This is a genomic window from Sphingobacterium sp. MYb388 (genome assembly GCF_037479535.1).
In the GTDB taxonomy this organism is placed as follows: domain Bacteria; phylum Bacteroidota; class Bacteroidia; order Sphingobacteriales; family Sphingobacteriaceae; genus Sphingobacterium; species Sphingobacterium anhuiense.
In genome coordinates, this window is sequence record NZ_JBBGYV010000008.1 from 21,471 (window position 1) to 43,063 (window position 21,593).

18 protein-coding genes are annotated in these 21,593 nt (G+C 36.6%); 11 read left to right on the forward strand and 7 right to left on the reverse strand.

Features of this window, described 5'->3' with window-relative positions; all coding sequences use genetic code 11:
* Positions 1-243: 243 nt before the first annotated feature.
* Both WH188_RS20625 and WH188_RS20630 read right to left on the reverse strand, forming a co-directional pair.
* Positions 244-579: a type II toxin-antitoxin system RelE/ParE family toxin gene (locus WH188_RS20625; RefSeq protein WP_168128447.1), complete on the reverse strand. Its 336-nt coding sequence runs from the start codon at positions 577-579 to the stop codon at positions 244-246.
* Positions 569-784 carry a hypothetical protein gene (locus WH188_RS20630; protein WP_132845921.1) on the reverse strand — a complete coding sequence of 72 codons (216 nt, stop codon included), beginning with the start codon at positions 782-784 and terminating at the stop codon, positions 569-571. Before WH188_RS20630 ends, WH188_RS20625 begins: the two co-directional genes overlap by 11 nt.
* Positions 785-1,789: 1,005 nt before the next feature.
* On the opposite strand from WH188_RS20630, the gene WH188_RS20635 reads away from it, so the two are divergent.
* On the forward strand, positions 1,790-2,257 hold the full coding sequence (locus WH188_RS20635) for a helix-turn-helix domain-containing protein (protein ID WP_168128446.1): 468 nt from the start codon (positions 1,790-1,792) through the stop codon (positions 2,255-2,257).
* A gap of 203 nt (positions 2,258-2,460) precedes the next feature.
* Here WH188_RS20635 and recN read toward each other — a convergent pair whose 3' ends face one another.
* Positions 2,461-4,128 carry a DNA repair protein RecN gene (gene recN / locus WH188_RS20640; protein WP_339424590.1) on the reverse strand — a complete coding sequence of 556 codons (1,668 nt, stop codon included), beginning with the start codon at positions 4,126-4,128 and terminating at the stop codon, positions 2,461-2,463.
* A gap of 497 nt (positions 4,129-4,625) precedes the next feature.
* Positions 4,626-5,519 carry an alkaline phosphatase family protein gene (locus WH188_RS20645; RefSeq protein ID WP_168128444.1) on the reverse strand — a complete coding sequence of 298 codons (894 nt, stop codon included), beginning with the start codon at positions 5,517-5,519 and terminating at the stop codon, positions 4,626-4,628.
* A 359-nt stretch (positions 5,520-5,878) separates the two neighbouring features.
* On the opposite strand from WH188_RS20645, the gene WH188_RS20650 reads away from it, so the two are divergent.
* The 4 genes from WH188_RS20650 (at position 5,879) to WH188_RS20665 (ending at position 10,321) form a co-directional block, all read left to right on the forward strand.
* On the forward strand, positions 5,879-7,489 hold the full coding sequence (locus WH188_RS20650) for a DUF4139 domain-containing protein (RefSeq protein ID WP_339424591.1): 1,611 nt from the start codon (positions 5,879-5,881) through the stop codon (positions 7,487-7,489).
* Between the two features lie 101 nt (positions 7,490-7,590).
* Complete coding sequence (locus tag WH188_RS20655) at positions 7,591-8,229, forward strand: SprT-like domain-containing protein (RefSeq protein WP_339424592.1); 639 nt, start codon at positions 7,591-7,593, stop codon at positions 8,227-8,229.
* Complete coding sequence (locus WH188_RS20660) at positions 8,213-9,862, forward strand: M28 family metallopeptidase (RefSeq protein ID WP_339424593.1); 1,650 nt, start codon at positions 8,213-8,215, stop codon at positions 9,860-9,862. The genes WH188_RS20655 and WH188_RS20660 overlap by 17 nt, the downstream gene beginning before the upstream one ends.
* A 45-nt stretch (positions 9,863-9,907) precedes the next feature.
* Entirely contained in the window at positions 9,908-10,321 is a 414-nt protein-coding gene (locus WH188_RS20665) for a hypothetical protein (RefSeq protein WP_021187768.1), read from the forward strand.
* Between the two features lie 254 nt (positions 10,322-10,575).
* On the opposite strand, the gene WH188_RS20670 is transcribed toward WH188_RS20665, so the two are convergent.
* Positions 10,576-10,833 carry a hypothetical protein gene (locus WH188_RS20670; RefSeq protein WP_021187767.1) on the reverse strand — a complete coding sequence of 86 codons (258 nt, stop codon included), beginning with the start codon at positions 10,831-10,833 and terminating at the stop codon, positions 10,576-10,578.
* A gap of 309 nt (positions 10,834-11,142) precedes the next feature.
* On the opposite strand from WH188_RS20670, the gene WH188_RS20675 reads away from it, so the two are divergent.
* A complete protein-coding gene (locus WH188_RS20675) occupies positions 11,143-11,670 on the forward strand; it encodes a hypothetical protein (RefSeq protein ID WP_132772284.1) in 528 nt (175 codons plus the stop codon).
* On the opposite strand, the gene tamL is transcribed toward WH188_RS20675, so the two are convergent.
* Positions 11,667-14,012 (reverse strand): translocation and assembly module lipoprotein TamL, encoded by a 2,346-nt coding sequence (tamL, locus tag WH188_RS20680; protein WP_168128440.1) that lies wholly within the window; start codon positions 14,010-14,012, stop codon positions 11,667-11,669. The two genes, WH188_RS20675 and tamL, sit on opposite strands and share 4 nt — an antisense overlap.
* Before the next feature lie 6 nt (positions 14,013-14,018).
* On the opposite strand from tamL, the gene WH188_RS20685 reads away from it, so the two are divergent.
* The 3 genes from WH188_RS20685 (at position 14,019) to WH188_RS20695 (ending at position 17,253) form a co-directional block, all read left to right on the forward strand.
* Entirely contained in the window at positions 14,019-14,768 is a 750-nt protein-coding gene (locus WH188_RS20685) for a TrmH family RNA methyltransferase (protein WP_168128439.1), read from the forward strand.
* A gap of 63 nt (positions 14,769-14,831) precedes the next feature.
* Positions 14,832-16,010 carry an MFS transporter gene (locus WH188_RS20690; protein ID WP_168128438.1) on the forward strand — a complete coding sequence of 393 codons (1,179 nt, stop codon included), beginning with the start codon at positions 14,832-14,834 and terminating at the stop codon, positions 16,008-16,010.
* Between the two features lie 46 nt (positions 16,011-16,056).
* Positions 16,057-17,253, forward strand: coding sequence for an AI-2E family transporter (locus tag WH188_RS20695; RefSeq protein WP_168128437.1), 1,197 nt, complete (start codon positions 16,057-16,059; stop codon positions 17,251-17,253).
* Between the two features lie 136 nt (positions 17,254-17,389).
* Here WH188_RS20695 and WH188_RS20700 read toward each other — a convergent pair whose 3' ends face one another.
* Positions 17,390-18,091, reverse strand: a complete 702-nt coding sequence (locus tag WH188_RS20700; protein ID WP_168128436.1) for a sterol desaturase family protein — start codon at positions 18,089-18,091, stop codon at positions 17,390-17,392.
* A 78-nt stretch (positions 18,092-18,169) separates the two neighbouring features.
* Here WH188_RS20700 and WH188_RS20705 point away from each other — a divergent pair, with 78 nt between their 5' ends.
* The gene (locus WH188_RS20705) at positions 18,170-18,709 is read left to right on the forward strand and encodes a GNAT family N-acetyltransferase (RefSeq protein ID WP_168128435.1); all 540 of its coding nucleotides are present in this window, start codon (positions 18,170-18,172) and stop codon (positions 18,707-18,709) included.
* 175 nt (positions 18,710-18,884) lie between these two features.
* Positions 18,885-21,584: a DNA gyrase/topoisomerase IV subunit A gene (locus tag WH188_RS20710; RefSeq protein ID WP_168128434.1), complete on the forward strand. Its 2,700-nt coding sequence runs from the start codon at positions 18,885-18,887 to the stop codon at positions 21,582-21,584.
* Positions 21,585-21,593: the final 9 nt, after the last annotated feature.

Here is a 21,593-nt window from a genome sequence, read left to right on the forward strand (position 1 = left end):
TAACAAGAAGCCTCAATTATTTTATATGTTAAACTAGAAACTAACCTTCTAACCTGTTAGCTTTCTAACTATTTTAAACTAACATTCAAGTTTGAAATTATATGCAATATCTTTTTGATTGCTTTAAATCGTTTCATCAGCTGTAAACACCACTAATGGTCTTCGTGATTGATTGCACATACCATTAAATTATGATCAATAACAATACTGTTATCTTCGGTATTCAGTGAGTGGCAATGACCCTCACCCTACGGCTTCACAAGCAGCCTCAAGAATTATTTGTGTGTGAGGATATTTTTGCGGAGTTTGTGCGGTATGAAAAACCGCTTTGATTATGATCATCTTTTTCTCCTCATCTAACGTATAAAAAATGATATATGGAAATTTCGTTAGCATCCTGCCACGAAAGTTAAGATAAAATACCCGGAAGTATCGGACTTTCAAAATATCAGCAACAGCTTTGTTAAAGTCCTGAAGAAATTTTAAGGCAACTTTTTTAGAGGCGTGCTCCAAATAATATGCGGTAGCATCTTCCATTTGCTTTCTTGCTGCAGGAGTTATAAGTATGCTATAGGCCATATTTGACCTTCAACTCTTCGAAAACTAAACTAGCAGGCTGGCAATCTTCGAGCGGCACATCATTCTGCGATAGAAGGAACTGCTCTTGTTCATGAGTGAGTTTGAAATCAGTCTCTTTCGCTTCGTACGTAGCCCCTATAAGTTCGAGTACTTCGAGGAAAAAAGAAGTCTTGTCTTCTGGAACAGATACTTTAAATGTAGTCATAACCAAATTTAGCAATAAATATTATAAGTTCCTAACTGGCAATAGTTTGAAATGACCATATCAAGAGAGCCTCAATTTTGTCTAATTTTAGTATTTCCAATATAGAGCTACCTTTTATATGTGAATATTTTTAGATTAAAGAATACGACCAGAAAAAATTGACAGCTTATTTTCTAATTTTATTAACGAGTAAGCGGACGCATTGTGTATATAACTTAAACCTAAACAATGAAGTGTTACTGCCAAGAACATTTTATAAATTTCAGATTATTGATAAATATTCAGTGAGTGGTAAAAAACCCTCACCCTACGGCGTCACAAGAAGCCTCAATTATTTTATATAATTTCTTAAAAAACCTAACTATCTAGTCCTCAAAGCATTTATTTCGACTTCTATTCAAATTGATTGAGCAGTAAATAGAAATGGTAAAAAGCTGAAATTAACCTATATTGCAAATACCTTTCGAATCCGATCAGTAAGAACCAATGCTATTTTCGGTATTCAGTGAGTGGCACCTACCCTCACCCTACGGCGTCACAAGAAGCCTCAATTATTTTATATGGTGAACTAGAAACTAACCGTCCAATCTCTAAACTTTCTAAATATTTTAAGCACTCTTTCAAATCGTGGTTAGAAACAATAAAACTTGTTCTTTAAAAATTGAAATGGGCGAACGTTGTATATACCTTTCAAATTTTGGTCAATAACAACCAATGTTATTAAGGTATTCAGTGAGTGGCACCTACCCTCACCCTACGGCGTCACAAGAAGCCTCATTATTAAATATCTTCAAATCGTAGATTAAATCCCGATCAATACCAATATGTCAAAGAACTAAGTAGTTTAATCTGGTTTATAATTCCTCTTGCAGAGGAACACATTACAATTTTGTCTTTACCAACAAACTTTCGTAATTTTAATCAAATTTATACTTTGTCAACCATAATCATTCATGGTATCCTACCGATTTACCGGTAAAGTACCGATCCATAAAATCATAGCATATGAACACTATTTTTGAAGAAAAAAAAGAAACCATGCACATCGGTAACAACATAAAACGGATAAGGGAAATTCAGGGAATAAAACAAGAAGCTCTAGGGCAATTATGCAAAAGCAAATACTCTCAACAACGTATTTCTGATTTTGAAAACATGGTTGCTTTTGATGAACCTCTTTTAAAAGAATTGGCAGATGCACTTGGGGTAACACCAGATTTTGTCAAATCGTTTAAAGACGAAAATGTTATCTATAATATACAAAACAATAATAATTCTACATTTAGCGATAATTCAGTTGGTCAAAATGCACAACCCATTTTTAACAATGATGGCTCAGACAAACTATTGGCACTACTGGAAAAATTCATTGAGGAAGACCGTATCAAAACACAATCTATTGCAGCATTAAGTAAAGCGGTTTTAGATCTTGCCAGTGAAGTGAAAAAATTGAAAGAGGATAGAAATAATTAATTGATCAACATGTTTAATATATCATACTATATTTTATGAGCGATCTCAGCTTATGCAAGACCTTTGCATAAGTTGAGAAGCCAAAAACTTATAGTAGTTCAAAATTCAAGTAATCTATCAGGGATCATGTTGTTAGCTCTTTATCTATCTTAAACATACCTGCACACCAAAATTGACCAGATGATTTTTAGTACTGACACGTACTAATCAACAATATTTAACAAGGCCTTAGCATGCGCTAGTGCTGCAGAGGTAGGTTTTATTCCACTCAACATCTGAGCAATTTCTTTGATACGCTCTTCTTGATTTAAAAGCACAATATTAGATTTTGTTTTATCACCTTCATCAATTTTGTAGACTTTAAAATGAGATCTTCCTTTCGATGCGATCTGAGGTAAATGAGAAATCGCAATAACCTGCATATCTCCGGCTAAGCGCTCCATAATCTCCCCAACTTTCAATGCTACTTCACCAGAAATACCGGTATCAATTTCATCAAAAATAATCGTCGGTAATGCTGAACTCTTTGCAATCAAAGATTTAATCGCAAGCATAACACGCGATAACTCTCCACCTGAAGCAACCTTATGAATTGTCTGTAATTCCTGTCCTTTATTTGCCGAAAATAGAAATTGGATACTGTTCATTCCATTTTCTTTCAGTTCATTTTCCGCTAAATCCTCCAGCTTCACTTCCAGTTTGGCATTGGGCATGCCTACTTCCGCTAAGATTGAAACGACATGCTTTTCAATTTGAGGTAAAGCTTTTTTCCGCAATTCTGTTAATGCTTTTCCTTTTTCCAAAGCCTGCTGATAAGTCTCGGTCAACTCTTTCTCTAAGGCAATAATTCGCTCATCCTGACTATTAACATCCAGTAGTTTTTGTTCTAAAGCATCTTTGATTGCTATTAAGTCTTCAACTGTATCGACATGATGCTTCTTTTGAAGGTTATAAATCAAACTCAGACGTTCATTGATCAACAATAATTTGTCCTGATCCAAATTTGTTCCCTGCTCCAGATAACCAATTTCTGTAGCAATGTCCTTAGCCTCTATCCAGACACTCCGAAGTCGATTGACCAGATCGGGCAAAGCTGTAAGATAAGAAGCGACAGACTCTAACTGACCTAAAGATTCTTTCACCTGTAAGATTACGTTCTGCTCCTGCTCCTCTAAGATATGTACGGCACCAAGTAAGCCTCTTTTTATCTCTTCTGCATTCTCAAGTTGTTGCTGCTCGGCCTCCAAATTTACCTGCTCATCTGCAGTTAGCGATGCTTGATGAAGCTCATCAAACTGAAATTGATTAAAATCTGCTTCAATATGAGCCTGCTTGGCTTGTTCCTTTATCTTTCTTAATTCGTTTTTAACTTTTTTATACATCAAAAATGAGGTTAGGTAACCCGCTTTTAAAGCAGTGGACTTTGCGACATTATCCACGACCAAAAACTGAAATTCTTCCGTATTGATCTGCAAGGTGGCATGCTGTGAATGAATATCAATCAACTTTTCACCTAAACTTTTAAGGATAGCTAAGGTAACTGGTGAATCGTTCACAAAAGCACGCGACTTACCATCTACACTAATTTCACGACGAATAATGGTTTCATTTTCATAATCCAGATCATGTTCCTGAAAAAAACCTTTCAGATCGTATGCTTCAATTTGAAAAAAACCTTCAATGCTGCATTTCTTATTTTGATTAAAAAAATATTTTCCTTCTACCCTACTTCCTAAAATAAGGGATAGCGCACCCATGATAATTGACTTACCCGCACCGGTTTCACCTGTGATGATATTCAATCCTTTATCAAATTGAATTGATAATTCGTCAATCAATGCGTAATTCTTAATATCTAATCTCGCTAGCATATTTTTTTATGTGTCTATTTTTTGACTTAATTTATATGAGATTAATCTTGAACGCTATCAAATTTAAACGAATATATCGCTCTCTCCGTTACCATCAAGAATTATTTAATATCGGAAAGATAATAAATATTATCTTTTTATAAGCTAACTGAAAACGAGCTAACTATAAAAATTTCCAGCACTAAGATAAAACAATAAATGATAATTTACTAATATAAATAGCTGAAAATCTATTTATATTAGTATAAATAAGCGGTATGTGGAAGAAAAACAAACCTATATAACCATATAGCAGTACAAAAATATATGTAAGGGAGACAAGGTAAATAAGCGAATGTATACGAAGTGCGCGCGTTAATTTGTATTAGCACAAAAGGGAAAAGAACACTTCGGCAAGTATCATCAGTAAAAGTATTTTCAATAAAAAAAGACAGGCACGATAAATTTTCGTATACCTGTCTTTCAGATCTCTGCCTAGCGAAAGCAGAAACTTATCGTTATTTAAAAATCACAGTTGGCGCAATTCCCGTCCAGGATTTTGGAATATTCTTCAAGCCAAATAGCTTAGCGAGTACCAAAGAGGTATTTTTATTACTATTAAAAAACTGATCAGTAAGCCCTAGATTTTTAATTTTTGGACCGGTAATCGCCCATGGAATCTGCATTTCATTCATAGTCACGCCACCATGACCTTTTTTTATACCGCCATGATCTGTAATAAACAAAAAGTAGGTGTCATCGTAAAGCTTTTGTTCTTTAAGCTTATCAATGAAATTACCGATTTCTACATCCACCTCTTCAATTGCTGTAATATACTGCGGCGACATCCATCCATATTCATGTCCTGCATGGTCTGTATGCACACTATACAAAAAGACTAAAGTAGGATCATTTTTATTTTTCTCTATAAATTTCAATGCCTTTGCATAATTATCTTTATACCTGTCCCCTTCCTCAAAGGAGACTTCATCCAAATATTTTTTGTTAATTGGATTGATTAATTCGGCCCAGTTGTAGTAAAATGCTGTTTTTGCATTGTTTTTTTTATCTTTTAATACCTTGAAGATAGACGGACTATATCCCTGCTCATCTGTTTCTATGGCTTTTAATGTATGGTTTTCCATTGTCCAGTTGTTGGCTGTTATACCGTGTTCTTCCGGTCCCTGTCCCGTTAAATGACTTGTCCAATTGGGCAATGTGATCGATGGCATTACGGGCCTATTTGTCAACGTAATCAGTCCTTTTTCAAATAACCGATCAATATTAGGGTGTTTAGAACCGTTGAACCCTTCAGTACTAAAACCATCAAGGCCAATTATAACTACCCTTTGTGCGTTTACATTAACGTAAACCAGTATAAACAATGCTACTATTAATACTCTTATTTTCATGGTATTATATATTATATTTTTTAACAGAATTTCACTCACTGCATCACCAGAACAATTCGGTCCCATTACATTGGTAAAACTAAAGTTAGAAAATATCTTTTGTTTAGCAAACATAAACTTTGTTTATTAAAACTAAAATTACAATTTCTTAAACCACCGTTTACCTACTGATAATCAGCCTTTTATTAAATACCTACTCTTTCTTTTAAAACAAAATTCATCTCTAGCATATTGTATCCATACTAGCAGTTCCCAATCTATTATTCCAGGTACATGGGGCAACATTATTCCTGCGCCAAATTATTTTTATGAAATAAAACTAATTACCGCATCTTTATATAAATTACTAAATGAACAAGATGGAGATAACAAAGATTTCATTAACAATTGGTAGCATCATCATCAGTGGCAGTTTATTTGCACAGAGCCCCAAAATTATTAAGACGGATTTAAAAGAGGTTATGCTGTATACCAATGCGGCTGAACTGAATCATCATGCTAACGTAAACCTGCCCACAGGAACTACTGAACTTGTATTTACACATGTTGCAAATGGCATCGATGAAAACAGTATTCAGATCGGAAGCTCTCCTAACGTAACGGTGATGTCCGTACGGTCAGCCGTCAATTATATTGGAGCGGATGTCAAAAGTGATGCATTTGTACAAGCAGAGAATTTATACAAAAAGGAGGCTAACGCTTTAAAAGCTTTTGAAAATCAAAAGGCAACGGAAGAAAGTATCTTAAAACTACTGGAAAACAATCAAAAAATAGCTGGAACAAATGGTAGTACTACTGTTGCTGAACTTGCTAAAATGGCCGATTATTATAAGACTAAATACCTGGAGGTGAAAAGTAATATTACGATATTAGAAGATAAAATCGTTAGCCAGCAAGATGTCGTTAACAGAGCAAAAGTCCAGCTAGAAGAGGTACAGGGACAAACAACAGGTTCAGGGGGACAACTGATTGTTCAGGTTATCAATAACCAAGCTGGAAATCAACCTTTCGACATTACGTACACATCTTCACAGGCATCCTGGAATGCATCATATGATCTACGATCCGCTAGTACTACTGCACCGTTGGAAATCATTTACAAAGCGAATGTCACGCAAGAAACCGGGATCGACTGGAAACAGGTTCATCTGACCTTGTCAACAGGTGCTCCGTCTCAATACGGAATAGCGCCAACGCTAGTTCCTTGGCAACTGTATTATAATCAGCCCACGCTTCCTCAAGCTTTGCAAAATAAGGCTTCAGGCCTTGTGCTTGATGAGGTCGTTACCATAAGTGACAAAAAAAATATCCGCATTCGGGGAACAAATGGTATCAATGCTTATACGCAGCAAAACGAAAATCAGCTGAATACGACATTTGATATTACTATCCCATACGATATTGCATCCAACGGCAAGCCACATAGTGTATCGTTAAAAGAATACAAGCATCCGGCAAATTACAATTATGTAGCGATACCTCGCTTAGATCCTAGCGTTTATCTCATGGCGGAATTAACAGATTACGAAAAACTAAATCTGATGCCCGGAATTGCAAATGTCATGTTTGAAAATATGCTGGTTGGCAAGACCTTTATTGATCCAAATATGTCTACCGATACGCTCAAAATGAGCATGGGGAGAGACAAGATGATCAGCATTAAGCGTGACAAGGTGAATGATCTATCTCAAACCAAAATATTGGGCGGAAGCAAAAAACAAAGCTTGGTGTATGAGATCACCATAAAAAATAATAAGAAGAGCAGTGTAACCATCAACCTGCAGGACCAGATACCAATTTCGACAGACAAATCGATGGAAATCACAGTCGATGACCATGACGGTGCCGAATTAACAAAAGAGACCGGTATACTGAAATGGAATGTCACAGTTCCTGCTGGCGCTAGTAAAAAGATCCGATTTGGCTATAGTTTAAAATATCCAAAAGATAAACAGGTAAACATTTATTAAAGTATTCTTTTTTTAAAGCCGCACTAGTTATAGTGCGGCTTTTATTTTTTAATTTCTTTTTGCATAAGTGCTATAATAATAAAAAAAGTTATGTTTGTGTTATGCAGGATTATAGTGCTACATTGAAAAGATTTATGCCCGAAGAGGCTGCTCCCATTATCTCCAGATGGATCAATGATACGGGCTGTTTATTCAAAATATCTAAAACCCGAAGTACAAAACTTGGTGATTATCGTGCACCTTTTCGTACGGCTGGCCATCGCATTTCGGTGAATCATGATCTCAACCCCTATTCCTTCTTGATCACCACCATTCATGAGTTTGCACATCTGCAGACTTGGCAACAGCATAAACATGCTGTGAAGCCGCATGGTAGTGAATGGAAGTCTAATTTTCAAAATTTAATGAATCCATTTTTAGGGCTTCAGATTTTTCCTGCTGAAATTGCCACGGCTGTAGCGCAATATTTAGCAAATCCGGCAGCATCCAGTTGTACTGATCTTCATCTTTTTCGTACCCTTAAAAAATTTGACAAACATGCCGATCAGATATTAACTGTTGAAATGTTACCTGAAAAAAGTCATTTCAAATTACAGAATGGCCGGGTATTTCAAAAGCAGGAAAAAGTGAGAAAGCGCTACAAATGCGTAGAATTGAGCAGTAACAAAATTTATCTTTTCCATCCTATTGCGGAGATTTATCCTATTGAAACAACACATCAACATGAAAAAACAATTTAAATACATAGCGTTAGGTATAGCATGCATGGGTATGCTGCATCTTGTATCAGCGCAAACGAAGCAAAATACCCTCGATCAAAAAGCTCTCAGCAGCATCACTGAAAAAAGCTATAAGAGCACCATCCTCAAACTTTCATCGGATGAATTTATGGGTAGAAAACCCTTTACAAAAGGGGATACTTTGGCGACCAACTATATCGCGGCTCAATTTAAAGCACTAGGACTAAAACCAGGTAATGGCAACAGTTACTTTCAGGAAGTTCCGATGGTAGAGATTACCTCCACTCCCAATGTAAGCCTATCTTTAAAATCTTCGCAAGACGAGCTCACACTAAATAATCTTACAGATTATGTGGTAACAAGCCGTCGTCTGCAGGATCATGTGGAATTGAAAAATACAGAGCTCGTTTTTGTAGGATTTGGTATCGTTGCTCCGGAATATCAGTGGAATGATTATCAAGATCTTGATGTAAAGGGAAAGACTGTCGTTGTCATGGTCAATGATCCCGGACATTATGATAAGTCTCTATTTAAAGGCGATACAATGACCTATTATGGAAGATGGACATACAAATATGAAGAAGCAGCACGTCAAGGTGCCGCAGGCGTTATGATAATCCATCAGACAAAGGCAGCTAGTTACGGTTGGAATGTGATCCGTACAGGCTGGGGAAATGCGCCACAGATGGACTTAGATAATGTGGGAGACCCTCATAAATATGCACAAGTGGAAGGATGGTTATCGACAGAAAGTACATCCAAGCTTTTTAAACTAGCAGGTTATGATGACTCACTAATGGAAAATGCGAAGAAAAAAGGCTTCAAAGCAGTTCCTTTGGGAATAACATCAAATTTTGAGGTCAGCAATAAAATAAAAAGATCAAAGTCAAATAATGTCATCGCCAGACTTGAAGGTAAAAGCCGTAAAGATGAAAATATTATCTACACCGCACATTGGGATCATCTCGGCATTGGTGAAGCAGTCAATGGAGACTCAATCTATAATGGTGCCATTGATAATGCTGCTGGGGTAGCGGCACTATTTGAGATTGCAAAAGCTTTTAAAGCCGCTAAAAAAGCTCCCGAACGTTCCATTGTATTTCTTGCTGTGACTTCGGAAGAAGACGGATTACTGGGATCGGATTATTATGTTCGAAATCCGATTTACCCTTTAAATAAAACAGTTGCTAATATCAATATGGATGCCTTCAGTGCTGCGGGTGCTACCAAAGATGTATCTATTGTTGGAAAAGGGCAATCGGATATGGATGACTACGCCGAACGTTCTGCTCTCAAATTTGACCGCTATACGAAATCAGAGGGCAATCCTGGATCCGGAGGCTTCTATCGTTCTGATCATTTCAATTTTGCGAAGGTTGGTGTTCCTGCATTTTATGCTGGTAGTGGAAATGATTATCTGGAAAAAGATCGGTCCATTACTAAAAAACGAAAAAAAGCATTGGAGGGCCGTTATCATGCTGTCAACGATGAAGTGATTCCGGAGTGGAATTTTGAAGGTATGTTAGCCGATATTCGACTATTTTTTGATATTGGTTATACCTTAAGTCAAGAAGCGACTTTCCCGAAATGGAAAGAAAAATCTGAATTTAAAGAAATAGGCGAAAAGCGTTAGTTATTTTATACTTTTGTATTCAAAGAATTAATTAAAGAAGAAATTATGTTACACTTACACTCGACATTAGCAATTATCTTATTGTTAGCTCTGATTGTTTCAATCATCATTACCTTTGTAAACTTCTCAGGTAACAAACCGTATAATAGAAAAATTGCGCTGTTAGGTTTTATCGCCTCTCACTTGCAATTATTAATTGGATTGATTTTATTCTTCGTATTAAAATACCCATCCATGATCTCAGGTTCTATTATGAAAGACCCTACGATGCGTTTTAAAATTATCGAGCATCCGCTTACGATGATTATCGCGATTGTGTTAATTTCTATTGGTTATATAAAAGCTAAAAAATTGACTGATGCCAAACAAGCTAACAAAACTGTTTTGATTTTTTACATTCTTGGATTAATCTTAATCTTAGCTCGTATTCCTTGGGGAACTTGGTCATTATTTGCATAATTAATTGCTATTCGTACTATAAAAAAATACGCTGTTTCTCTTACGGGAAACAGCGTATTTTTTTTTCGACATTTTATCTTGGCGCGGGTAAGTAAATATTTAAAACTTTTAACCCTATGCTTTGTTATATCTTAACCTCCAAAAGGGGGTTACCTGTCATCTAGATGGAACCGTACCAAGGCAATTCGAAGAAAAACAGCGTAAAAAAAACGTCAATTCTTTCGAATTGACGTTTACTATATTTTTATAAAGACTTATTTATTTTTTCCGAATCCTAAAATTCCAAAAACTGTTCTAAAAGCGATAAGAGATGCTACTACAAGGCTAATGTTAGCTATTGCTGAAAACATCGATACATGTTGATCAAAGTTTGTGCAAACATCTGGTACAAATCTAATGAATACTCCTATAAGACCCAAAACGATAGCTATTGTTAAAGTCTTGTAATAATGAGTTTGATTTGCGTTATTATCAGTCTTTTTTGGTTCTCTATGTTGTACTGTTTCTGCCATTTCGATTTAATTTTTTTACAAGACAAAGGTACAAATTATTCATTGTTTCGGAAATAAAATAACAAAAACATTTATTGAATTATTAAGGCTATCTATTTTATAAAGAGATAGAAAATGTCTAAAATTGCAACGCAAACAATTTTTAATGAAACATCATGAACTAAATCAGTTCAAATCTTGAAGAATACTGGATTTATGATTGCTTCATTATTGATAAAAAACAAATTTAATAATGAAACCATCATGATCTTACAGATAGCTAAGTGCAGATCATGATCGCTTGATATCCGTTAAAAAACAAATTTAATAATGAAAAAACTATTGTTTCTCCTGCTGTTAATTCCATTTTTAGGGCATGCACAAATGCAAAAAATAGAGAATTTTATAGTAAAAGAAAATTTATCAGGCAATGGGAAACTTGCCATTATAGCTGTAGATTCGGCAGAGAAGACAAATGAACGTATCAACGGTACGTATAAGTTTAGCATTAATGGGTTTACCCAGGACTTACAGTTCCACGATGGAATTGGGGTTCCAAATGATAAAATTGAATCCTCAACATTTGTATTCTTCAAACATAAGAATCAAGACAGATCAAAAGGTCGACTATTTTATATCTATAAATCTGACAAAGGATTGTCAGCATTTGCAATCAGCGGACTTATGTTTCTCATTATCCCGGCAGTGATCTTACTTATTGCTTATGCATTTAAGAAACTATTATTAACGGCAATTGTACTGGCTGTATGTTTCTTTTTCTTCAATCACTCGCAGGGCCTAAATATCTCGTCTATTATAGAATCTATTTTTGCAAGTTTAAAAAACTTAATTTTCTAAAAAGGCAATCCAATACCAAAGTTATACTGAATAAAATTATAACGGTCAGGTCTATGTGTCTGGTAATACTGATCCTTAAATTCTTTGGAATCGAAAAAATGTTTTAAAACCCATTGATCGCTTCCTGAGAATTGCGGATCTTTAACTTTAAGTCCTGCATCCAATCGGATAATAAAATAGTCGGAATCAAAACGAAGTCCAAAACCTGTTCCTATTGCAATCTGACTTAAAAATTTATTAAACTTAAACTCTCCTCCTGGATTTAATTCATTTTCTTTTAATCGCCAGACATTTCCAAAGTCAACGAAGGTAGCACCATTCATCTTAGCTCCTAATACGCTATTTAATATGCGGAAACGATATTCAGCATTTCCTTCAATTTTGATTTCCCCCAATTGATCTAAGTTCCGAAGGTTCAACCGTAAGTCTTCATTGACACTTTCGCGATTATAATTTCCGGGACCCAATGTCCGAGCTTGCCAGGCACGCATGCCATTCATTCCGCCACCGTAAAAGCTTTTTTCGAAAATCATGAGCGTCGAATTGTTTCCATAAGGAATAGCAATACCTGGATTGATTCTAAAAACAAATTGTCTATTGCCCCCTAGATTACGATAAAGACGATAGTCTAATTCCGTTTTGGCATACTGCAAATAAGGTACTCCAAGAACCTTTTTTTCGCCATCCGCCGTCCGGTCAAACTTAACTACCCGGCTTACAAGATCTAAAATATTACCACTTAAATCTACTGAGCCTTTGAAATAATTAAAATTTTCCTTCTTGGTCAGCTTCTTGGCGTTATAAGTGAATGCGTACTGGGATCCCAGACCAAAATACTCGCGGTTATTACTTCGTACATATAATAAGTACCCCTGATCTATCAGGTTCTGAGCAAAATTATCATTTAAACGTCCTTGTCTATATTCTAACACAATTGGCGTAAAGCTGTGGAATTTATTTGCAGATTCGTGCCAGGAGTAATTTAATGTATTGATAAAGTAACGGTTTGAATAGGTGGCATCCTGATTGAAGATTTGTAAGCTCGTCGAAAAAGTCGTTTTGGCTAAACCATACTGTGCGGTATTGCTAACAGGAAAAGGTGTCATCATACGTGGGACAATCAGATTTACACCGATCTGAATATCATTATTAAAGATTTTGTTAGAAATGCTACCACTAAGTCTAGGGTCAAACAAAATACCATAACGTAATTTTACTTCCAATAGTTCGGCTCCGCCAAAGATATTACGATGTGAAAATGTATTTCCGATATTAAAACCGCTCATACCTGAACTCAGTGTAAATTCACCTTCAATCTGATTTCCCATCAACGGACGAGGTACCATCTCATAGAATGCATCCAATTTGTTTGAATCTGTCTTTTGATAATGAATTTTAACACTACGAAATCCATTCATTTCGTACAAACGATCGTAAGAAAGATTTTCTTTCGTCAGATTGTAAGGATTCCCAGATTTGATATACATATATCGGGTCAATGGTTTCAGACGAAAATTGTTTGTCTCATCTTTGAAATGGATATTGTTGATGCTGTCGAATGTCTGTTTAATTTCTTTCTTTGCAGTTCCAAAATTTCGAATAGTAACAAAGATATTATCGATGGTATATGCCTGATGTTTTGTTGAATCGCTTGGATTTTCAACCTGCACTTCTAAATTTAATTGATTTTTCTTTGACATCGAATCTACAGCGACACGCATGTATTGACGGATATAATCAAAATAGCCATGATCACGCATAGCCATATACAATTTTTCTCTTTCTGTGATCAGGTTTACCGCATCATATTGATCTCCTTCTTTGATAACTGTAGCTGGTTTTACTTCTTTTTTATAAAGGTCGGCAACTATAGGATCTGCAAAGTTGTACGTAATTTTACTCATGTAGTAGGGATCGCCCTGAGTAACATTAAAATGAATGGTCGCTCTTTTCTTCTTAACTGCTATTTCAGGTGTTACGCTAGCACCAAAATAACCTTTTGTAAATAAAAATCGTTTTATCTGTGTCGCAGATAAATCAACTAAACCAGAATCTAATAAATGGGGGGCTTCACCGACATTTCTGATATTACGTTTCTTATATTTTCCATCTTTTGTATTAAAAAGATTATAGATAAATAAGTTAACCCGCGAATTGACCTTAATCTCATTCGAGATATAGAGTGAGGTTGTTTCTTTGAGTTCAGGTTTTACGCCATGGATATCCACATGATCTACCAAAGCTTGGTCCTCATTTAAGAAACGTGCTGTACGGCAAGATGTGAAAATTAGCAACAAAAGCGTTATACTTGTAAAAGCTAAAAGGCGTTGATTATTTATCATTAAAAAATGTTGTCAAAAGCACAAATTACTCTAATATCATCACTTCAAAATAAAAAGTTTCGCAAACAACATGGTCTTTTTATTGTCGAAGGAATAAAATCTGTTATCGAATTTCTATCTTCCTCTTATCAAGTTGACAGCTTATTTTATACAGAAGATGTACTCGCAAAAGTGGGTAAAATATCGGGAAAAATAAAATCTTATGTGCTGACTGAAAACGAATTTCAAAAAATCAGCGGCTTAAAATCTCCGCAGGGTATACTAGCTCTAGTACATATACCGAAACAGGAGGCTTTAGCCATAAAAGATTTCAAAGGACAGCACACCTTACTATTGGATGACATCCAGGATCCTGGAAATCTCGGCACCATTATCCGCACAGCTGAATGGTTTGGTTTTCAACGGATCCTTTGTTCGATCGGTACTGTCGATGCTTATAACCCTAAAGTCGTCCAGGCTACAATGGGTTCTCTTTCACGTATCGAGATCCATTATCTCGATTTAAAGGCTTTTATTCAAGACGCTAAATTACCTGTTTTTGGTGCTTTACTCAACGGCGATAGTATTTACGAAACCGACTGGAGAGATGAAGGTCTCCTTGTTCTTGGAAATGAGGGAAATGGGATTTCGGATGAGCTCATCGAATTGGTCGACAAACCTGTCACGATTCCGAGGATCGGTGAGGCAGAATCTTTAAATGTCGCTGTAGCAACCACGATCTTTTGTTCGGAAATAGCGCGAACAAAAAAATTATAAGACATCGCCTTCTCTTCAAAAAGAAGGCGATTCATTTTTTACACAAACAAGAGTCCGTTTACCATGACTGAAAATAAATCCATTTATACATTACAATTTGCCCTTCTCTGTCTGAGTTCGTTACTTTTCTCTGCAAGTTTCAATATGATTATTCCAGAACTTCCGAACTACCTGAGTCAAATGGGAGGTGCTGAACATAAAGGTCTCATCATAGCTCTATTTACTTTAACAGCTGGTATCTCACGTCCTTTCAGTGGTAAATTGACCGATCGATGGGGACGCGTACCGGTTATGGCCATCGGATCTATTGTTTGTTTTTTATGTGGTTTTCTGTATCCGATACTCACCACAGTCTCCGGTTTTCTTCTTTTGAGATTGATTCATGGTTTTTCGACAGGTTTCAAACCTACTGCTACTTCAGCTTATGTTGCTGATATTATTCCGCGCGAACGGTGGGGTGAGGCTTTGGGGATGCATGGTCTCTGTTTTGCAATTGGTGGTGCAGTAGGTCCCGCTATCGGTAGTGCAATTTTCCAATACTTTGGTATCAATATCATGTTCTATAGCTCATCTCTTTTTGCACTTCTTTCTATTGTTATTGTCATGAATATGAAGGAAACAGTTGCAAAAAAAGAAAAGCTCAATTTATCCATGTTCAAAATCTCGCGTACCGACATCATTGATATCGGTGTATTGCCAGCGGGAATTGTAACGTTTCTATCTTACTCCGCATTCGGAGCCATATTGACATTAATCCCCGATTGGAGTGATCACCTCAACCTGAGCAACAAAGGGATATTCTTTGCTGCATATACGATTGCATCAATTTTGATCCGCTTCATATCTGGAAAAGCATCGGATAAATATGGACGTACCAAAGTAATTATGATCGGTTTACTCATTGTTGGTATTTCATTGTTCCTCATCGGACAGGGAGATTCCTTTAACAAGCTGATGTTAGGTGCAAGTATATACGGTATCGGTACAGGAATCTTATCTCCTGCGATCAATGCCTGGACTATAGACCTTGGTAAGCATAATCAACGTGGACGTGCGGTAGCGACGATGTACATATCGATGGAGGCAGGTATTGGTTTAGGTGCCTTATTTGCAGGGATGTACTATCAGGATATTATCACCCGGATACCGCAAGTGATGTATTTTAACGCTTTGTTTTTAGGTATCGCTTTACTCTATATGTTTTTTTGGCAAGGATTTAGCTATAGAAAGAAAAAAGCTTAATTGTATTCTCAATTAAGATTAACCCTTTATTTGTTAGCAGTCATATATGGAAAGTAAATCAGGAAAAAAACCGTATTCAGTTGAGCTTGCCTCAAGTTTGTTTGCCCTAGCATTAATCATCGGATTTTTATATGTTACTCAAAGTGTTATCGTACCGTTACTTTTTGCGATCATTCTTTCAATGACGCTCTACCCGATTGCATCTTTTTTTGAAAATAAATTGAGATTTGGGAAGGCGGCCGCTTCTATCATGGCTGTTATTATTGCCATCTTAATTATCAGCACTTTGATATGGTTTATTGTACATCAAAGTATTATCATTGGAAAAGATGCTGTAGCGATTCAGGAAAAAGTATTGGCTGCTGTAGAATCGATACAGAACTGGATTCAATCTCAATTCGGATTAGAGCGAAGTGAGGTGATTCAAAAGATGAAAGAGCAAGGAAATAATGCTTTAGAAAATGTGGGTGGTTATATGTCAACAGCTTTTGGTTCAATCGGAAGTACATTAGCTGGTGTTATCTTAGTTCCTATCTTTATTTTCTTTCTCCTTTACTACCGTGATTTTTTTAAAGAGTTTTTCTTTAAATCGTTCAAAAACACGGATAACAAGAAAATTCATGCTGTACTGAGCAAAATCTATGAGGTAGTACAAAGTTATTGTCTGGGGCTTGTAATGGTGATGGGAATTGTCGCTGTGCTGAATACAGTAGGTCTCATGTTGATGGGTATTCAATACGCCTGGTTTTTCGGCTCTATGGCTTCTTTGCTCATGTTATTGCCTTATATCGGTATCGCTATTGGCTCAATCTTACCGGCTTTGTTTGCGTTGGCGACAAAAGATAGCGCTTTATATGCGGTCGGTGTGATTGCCTGGTTCCAGGTGGTCCAATTTTTAGAAGGTAATATTATTACTCCTAATATCGTCGGCAGCAAAGTAAGTATCAATCCCCTGATGGCCATTATTGCTATTCTACTGGGCGGAATGATTTTTGGTTTAGCAGGATTAATTCTAGCGCTACCGATGTTCGCAACCTTAAAGGTGATTTTTGATGCGATCCCTAGCATGGAGCCTTTCGGATATTTAATCGGTGAGCCTGAAAAAGAGCATCTCAAACGAAATGCAACACAGGAACTGCTTCAAAAATGGGGAATTGTACGGAAACCTAAAAAGTTTCTTACACCAACTGTTGTGGAATCGGCTTCGCAGGATGATACAAACAGTACAGATAAAAAACTGTAAATACTCTTTTACTAAGTGATAAAACAATTCGTCCAAGGATCTGAAAGATGATTCTTGGACGAATTGTTTTATATGATCTTTTATTGCAACCGGATTTTTGATGATTGACATTGCTGAATTTAGTGTATTCCTGGTTTCAGGATTCCCGATGAGTTTGGAAGAGTCTATCCCAGATTGAGGTATAAAAACCAAAATTGACATGAATATCATGATGATGATTCATATGAAAAAGACCATTGGTGATCCATCGATTTTTAAACTCTAACAGATTAAACCCAATATGTCCTAATATTCCCCACAAGAGATTGAATCCTAGATAAAAACCAACTGTAAAAATATCGCAGGGAATTAACATAAAGGTGATGATCAGAATAGCTCCGAACATCACATTTTCTAGTGGATGCATCACAAAGAGACTCAATGCATTTGTACGTTCGAAGGTATGGTGCCTATAATGAAAATAACGATATAAAATGGATTTGTGAACAAGCCAGTGCAGTATAAACATCAAAAAATCCACAAGAAACAAAACGCCTAAAAATTTGATTGGAAATACCTTCCAATCAAGATCAACTATTTTAATCCATCCAATTCTTAACATATAAATGCCCGCAATGGCAACAACCGCATTAAGGGAGATATTTAAAATTGCATTTCCAATATCTGCTTTCAATATGGGATGACGCTCAACCAACTCCTGCTTGCTGTTATACAGATAGTGCGCCACAGCATAAAATGTAATGGATAAGAAAAATAGCAGAAAATTCCCTAGAAATGCTAGTTGTACGACTGCCGAAAAATCTGCCTGATGTAAGTAATCAACAATTTCTCTCCCCATTGTATCCATTTTCTTCACTAAGCTTTAAATAGTTGAAGATAATTAATTTCTATTAACTTTACTTTAAATAATATTTTTATGAAATACGTACCTACACTCGAAACGGAGAGACTACTTATTCGTCCGATAACTTTAGATGATGTTGAAGAATTCTATGCGATGGATTCGCAACCGGAAGTTCATCTCTATTTAAACAGATCTCCTTTAAAATCGAGTGAAGAGGCAAAAGATTATATTCTTAGTTTGCTGCAGCAATATGAAGCATATGGTACAGGACGTGTTGCTGTTATTGAAAAAGCAACAAATCAATTTATAGGCTGGACCGGATTTAAATTTATCGACGAACCGATGAATGATCGGGTCAATTTTCTAGACTTTGGCTATCGCTACCGTAAAGAGTCCTGGGGTAAAGGTTATGCCACAGAAGCGGCATTGGCCTGTATTGCCTTTTACTATGAAAACATGACGCATATACCTCTCCATGCCATTACGCACGTCGATAATCAAGGCTCGCGAAATGTATTGGAGAAGGCTGGATTTAAGATTACGGATACTTTTAAGTTTACCATCTGGGACATGGACTGTTATTGGTATGATCGGGTTGAAGATGCTAAATAAGACCTGAATGCATCTTTTCTGAATTTAGAATGCCACTTTTGAATGTTGAAATTTTCAATGTAAATCTATTTGTATATCCTTTGGATAAAACGAAATGCTTTTCGTATTTTTACGCTTGCAAAAAACGATGCTTTCTTGCAGCAAATTAGAATAAAAACACCATATTATTGATTACATGAGTGAAGAAACAAACTATCCTGCAGACGATAATCAAGAAGAATTAAATAACGAACAGACAAATAACAGTAAAACAATTCCACTTTCGGGTTTGTATGAAAACTGGTTTTTGGACTATGCATCTTATGTTATTTTAGATCGCGCTGTACCTCATATCAATGATGGTTTTAAACCTGTACAACGACGTATCCTGCATTCATTGAAAGAGATGGATGACGGAAGATATAACAAAGCCGCAAATGTGATCGGTAACACGATGAAATATCATCCTCATGGTGATGCTTCAATCGGCGATGCTATGGTTCAGATCGGTCAAAAAAACCTACTGATTGACTGTCAGGGGAACTGGGGTGATCCTATTACCGGAGATGCTTCTGCTGCTCCTCGTTATATCGAAGGACGTCTATCGAAGTTTGCTCTGGATGTTGTCTTCAATCCAGAAACAACAAACTGGCAATTGAGTTATGACGGCCGTAATAAAGAACCGGTTACGTTACCTGTCAAATTCCCGCTATTGTTGGCTCAGGGTGCCGAAGGTATTGCTGTAGGTTTGGCTACTAAAATTATGCCTCATAACTTCCTGGAGTTAATTGATGGTTCCATCCAGGTTTTGAATGGCGAAAGACCACATATCCTTCCTGATTTTCCAACGGGAGGAATGGCAGATTGCTCAGCTTACAATGAAGGCCAACGCGGTGGCAAGATCCGTGTCCGTGCAAAAATTGAGGAGCGTGATAAGAAAACATTAGCGATTACTGAAATTCCTTTTGGAACAACTACCGGTGGATTAATAGACAGCGTTGTTGCAGCGAATGATAAGGGGAAAATCAAAATCAAGAAAATCGAAGATAATACGGCAGAGTTTGTGGAGATTATAGTGCATCTAGCTCCGGGAATATCTCCTGATGTTACGATTGATGCTTTATTTGCTTTCACAGCCTGTGAGGTGTCCATTTCACCAAATACCTGTGTGATCAAAGAAGATAAACCGCACTTTTTGAGTGTTAATGATATCTTGATTGAAAACACCATCAATACAAAGAACTTATTAAAACAAGAACTTGAAATCAAATTACATGATCTCTTAGAGAAGATATTCTTTAGCAGTTTACTGAAAATCTTCATTCAAGAGGGTATGTATAAGCATCCTCAATACGAAAATGCTGGAGATTTCGATACGGTTGTTGAAGTGCTAAATGGTCTTTTCGAACCGTTTTTCTCCCAGTTCTACCGTCCTATCGTCCCTGAAGATTATAAGCGATTGATCGATAAACCGATGAGTAGCATCACGCGCTTTGATGTGAAAAAGGCTGATGATCAGATGGCTTCTCTAGAGGATGAAATCAAGAATGTTAAACGCCATCTTAAACATTTGACTGACTATGCAATTGCATGGTATGAAAGATTGCGTGATAAATATGGTAAAGGTCGTGGCCGCAAGACTGAATTAAGAGCTTTTGATCGCGTTGAAGCTACACAGGTCGCTTTGGCCAATGCAAAACTATATGTCAACCGCGAAGAGGGTTTCATCGGCTCGGGCATGAAGAAAGATGAATTTGTATGTGACTGTTCGGACATCGATGACATCATTGTTTTCCGTGCAGATGGCAAATATGTAGTCACCAAAATTCAGGACAAAGTATTTGTCGGAAAAGATATCATCCATGTCGCTGTCTTTAAAAAGGGCGATGAGCGAACAATTTACAATGCCATCTATAAAGAAGGAGACACGGGTACAAGTTTCATCAAACGTTTTGCTGTTGTCGGCGTGACGCGTGATAAAGAATATGACATCAGCAAAGGATCAAAGGGTTCTAAAGTAACTTACTTCACTGCAAATCCGAATGGAGAGGCAGAGGTAGTCAATATTCAACTGAAGCCACATACGAAATTAAGAAAGCTTAATTTCGACATGAATTTTGCTGAAATAGCCATCAAAGGCCGTGCATCTCAAGGAAATATTGTTTCGAAATATCCGGTTAAAAAGATCACGTTCAAAAGCGCTGGGGTTTCGACCTTAGCTGGCCGTAAGATCTGGTTTGATAAAATCACCAAACGTTTAAATGCTGATGAAAGAGGTCAATATTTAGGGGAGTTTGATGGTGACGACAAAATCTTGATCGTCATGTCGGACGGTACTTACGAGCTGTCTAATTTTGATCTGAGCAATTATTTCGATGATAAGATGATTCGCATCGAGAAATACTTCCCTGATCATGTTTATACTGCAATCCATCAAGATGGTAAATCGGGCACCTACTATGTGAAGCGATTTAAATTTGATGATATTCCTGTCGGTAAAAGTGTGTCATTTATTAATGACGAACCTGGATCAAAACTTATCGTGCTGACAAACAGTACAGATCCTGTGGTACACCTGGAAGTTCTGAAAGGAAAATCGCAGACAGAGGAGAGTTTAGATCAACCTTTGAATGAAATTATTGATGTCAAAGGTTTGAAAGCGCAAGGTAACCGCCTATCCTTTCATACGGTGAAGAGTGTTAAACTGACTACTGATGAAATTGATCTGGCCGTGAATGCCAAGGAAGAGGTGACAGCTCCTACTGAAACTTCTGAATCTGGTGAGGAAACGGAAAAGACAGCTGAAGCAACGAATAGCCAAAGTGATATTAAATTGGAAATAACAAATCCTGACGATATCCAAACGGATAATGGCGGACAGATTGAGTTATTTTAAAGCTTAGAA

Excerpts from the sequence above, each read along its gene's own strand:
- recN (WP_339424590.1), bottom strand. The coding sequence starts at position 4,128 with ATGCTAGCGAGATTAGATATTAAGAATTACGCATTGATTGACGAATTA.
- WH188_RS20700 (WP_168128436.1), bottom strand. The coding sequence starts at position 18,091 with ATGGGGAGAGAAATTGTTGATTACTTACATCAGGCAGATTTTTCGGCA.
- WH188_RS20710 (WP_168128434.1), top strand. The coding sequence starts at position 18,885 with ATGAGTGAAGAAACAAACTATCCTGCAGACGATAATCAAGAAGAATTA.
- WH188_RS20695 (WP_168128437.1), top strand. The coding sequence starts at position 16,057 with ATGGAAAGTAAATCAGGAAAAAAACCGTATTCAGTTGAGCTTGCCTCA.
- WH188_RS20665 (WP_021187768.1), top strand. The coding sequence starts at position 9,908 with ATGTTACACTTACACTCGACATTAGCAATTATCTTATTGTTAGCTCTG.
- WH188_RS20635 (WP_168128446.1), top strand. The coding sequence starts at position 1,790 with ATGAACACTATTTTTGAAGAAAAAAAAGAAACCATGCACATCGGTAAC.
- WH188_RS20690 (WP_168128438.1), top strand. The coding sequence starts at position 14,832 with ATGACTGAAAATAAATCCATTTATACATTACAATTTGCCCTTCTCTGT.
- tamL (WP_168128440.1), bottom strand. The coding sequence starts at position 14,012 with ATGATAAATAATCAACGCCTTTTAGCTTTTACAAGTATAACGCTTTTG.
- WH188_RS20650 (WP_339424591.1), top strand. The coding sequence starts at position 5,879 with ATGGAGATAACAAAGATTTCATTAACAATTGGTAGCATCATCATCAGT.
- WH188_RS20660 (WP_339424593.1), top strand. The coding sequence starts at position 8,213 with ATGAAAAAACAATTTAAATACATAGCGTTAGGTATAGCATGCATGGGT.
- WH188_RS20670 (WP_021187767.1), bottom strand. The coding sequence starts at position 10,833 with ATGGCAGAAACAGTACAACATAGAGAACCAAAAAAGACTGATAATAAC.
- WH188_RS20645 (WP_168128444.1), bottom strand. The coding sequence starts at position 5,519 with ATGAAAATAAGAGTATTAATAGTAGCATTGTTTATACTGGTTTACGTT.
- WH188_RS20685 (WP_168128439.1), top strand. The coding sequence starts at position 14,019 with ATGTTGTCAAAAGCACAAATTACTCTAATATCATCACTTCAAAATAAA.
- WH188_RS20625 (WP_168128447.1), bottom strand. The coding sequence starts at position 579 with ATGGCCTATAGCATACTTATAACTCCTGCAGCAAGAAAGCAAATGGAA.
- WH188_RS20705 (WP_168128435.1), top strand. The coding sequence starts at position 18,170 with ATGAAATACGTACCTACACTCGAAACGGAGAGACTACTTATTCGTCCG.
- WH188_RS20675 (WP_132772284.1), top strand. The coding sequence starts at position 11,143 with ATGAAAAAACTATTGTTTCTCCTGCTGTTAATTCCATTTTTAGGGCAT.
- WH188_RS20630 (WP_132845921.1), bottom strand. The coding sequence starts at position 784 with ATGACTACATTTAAAGTATCTGTTCCAGAAGACAAGACTTCTTTTTTC.
- WH188_RS20655 (WP_339424592.1), top strand. The coding sequence starts at position 7,591 with ATGCAGGATTATAGTGCTACATTGAAAAGATTTATGCCCGAAGAGGCT.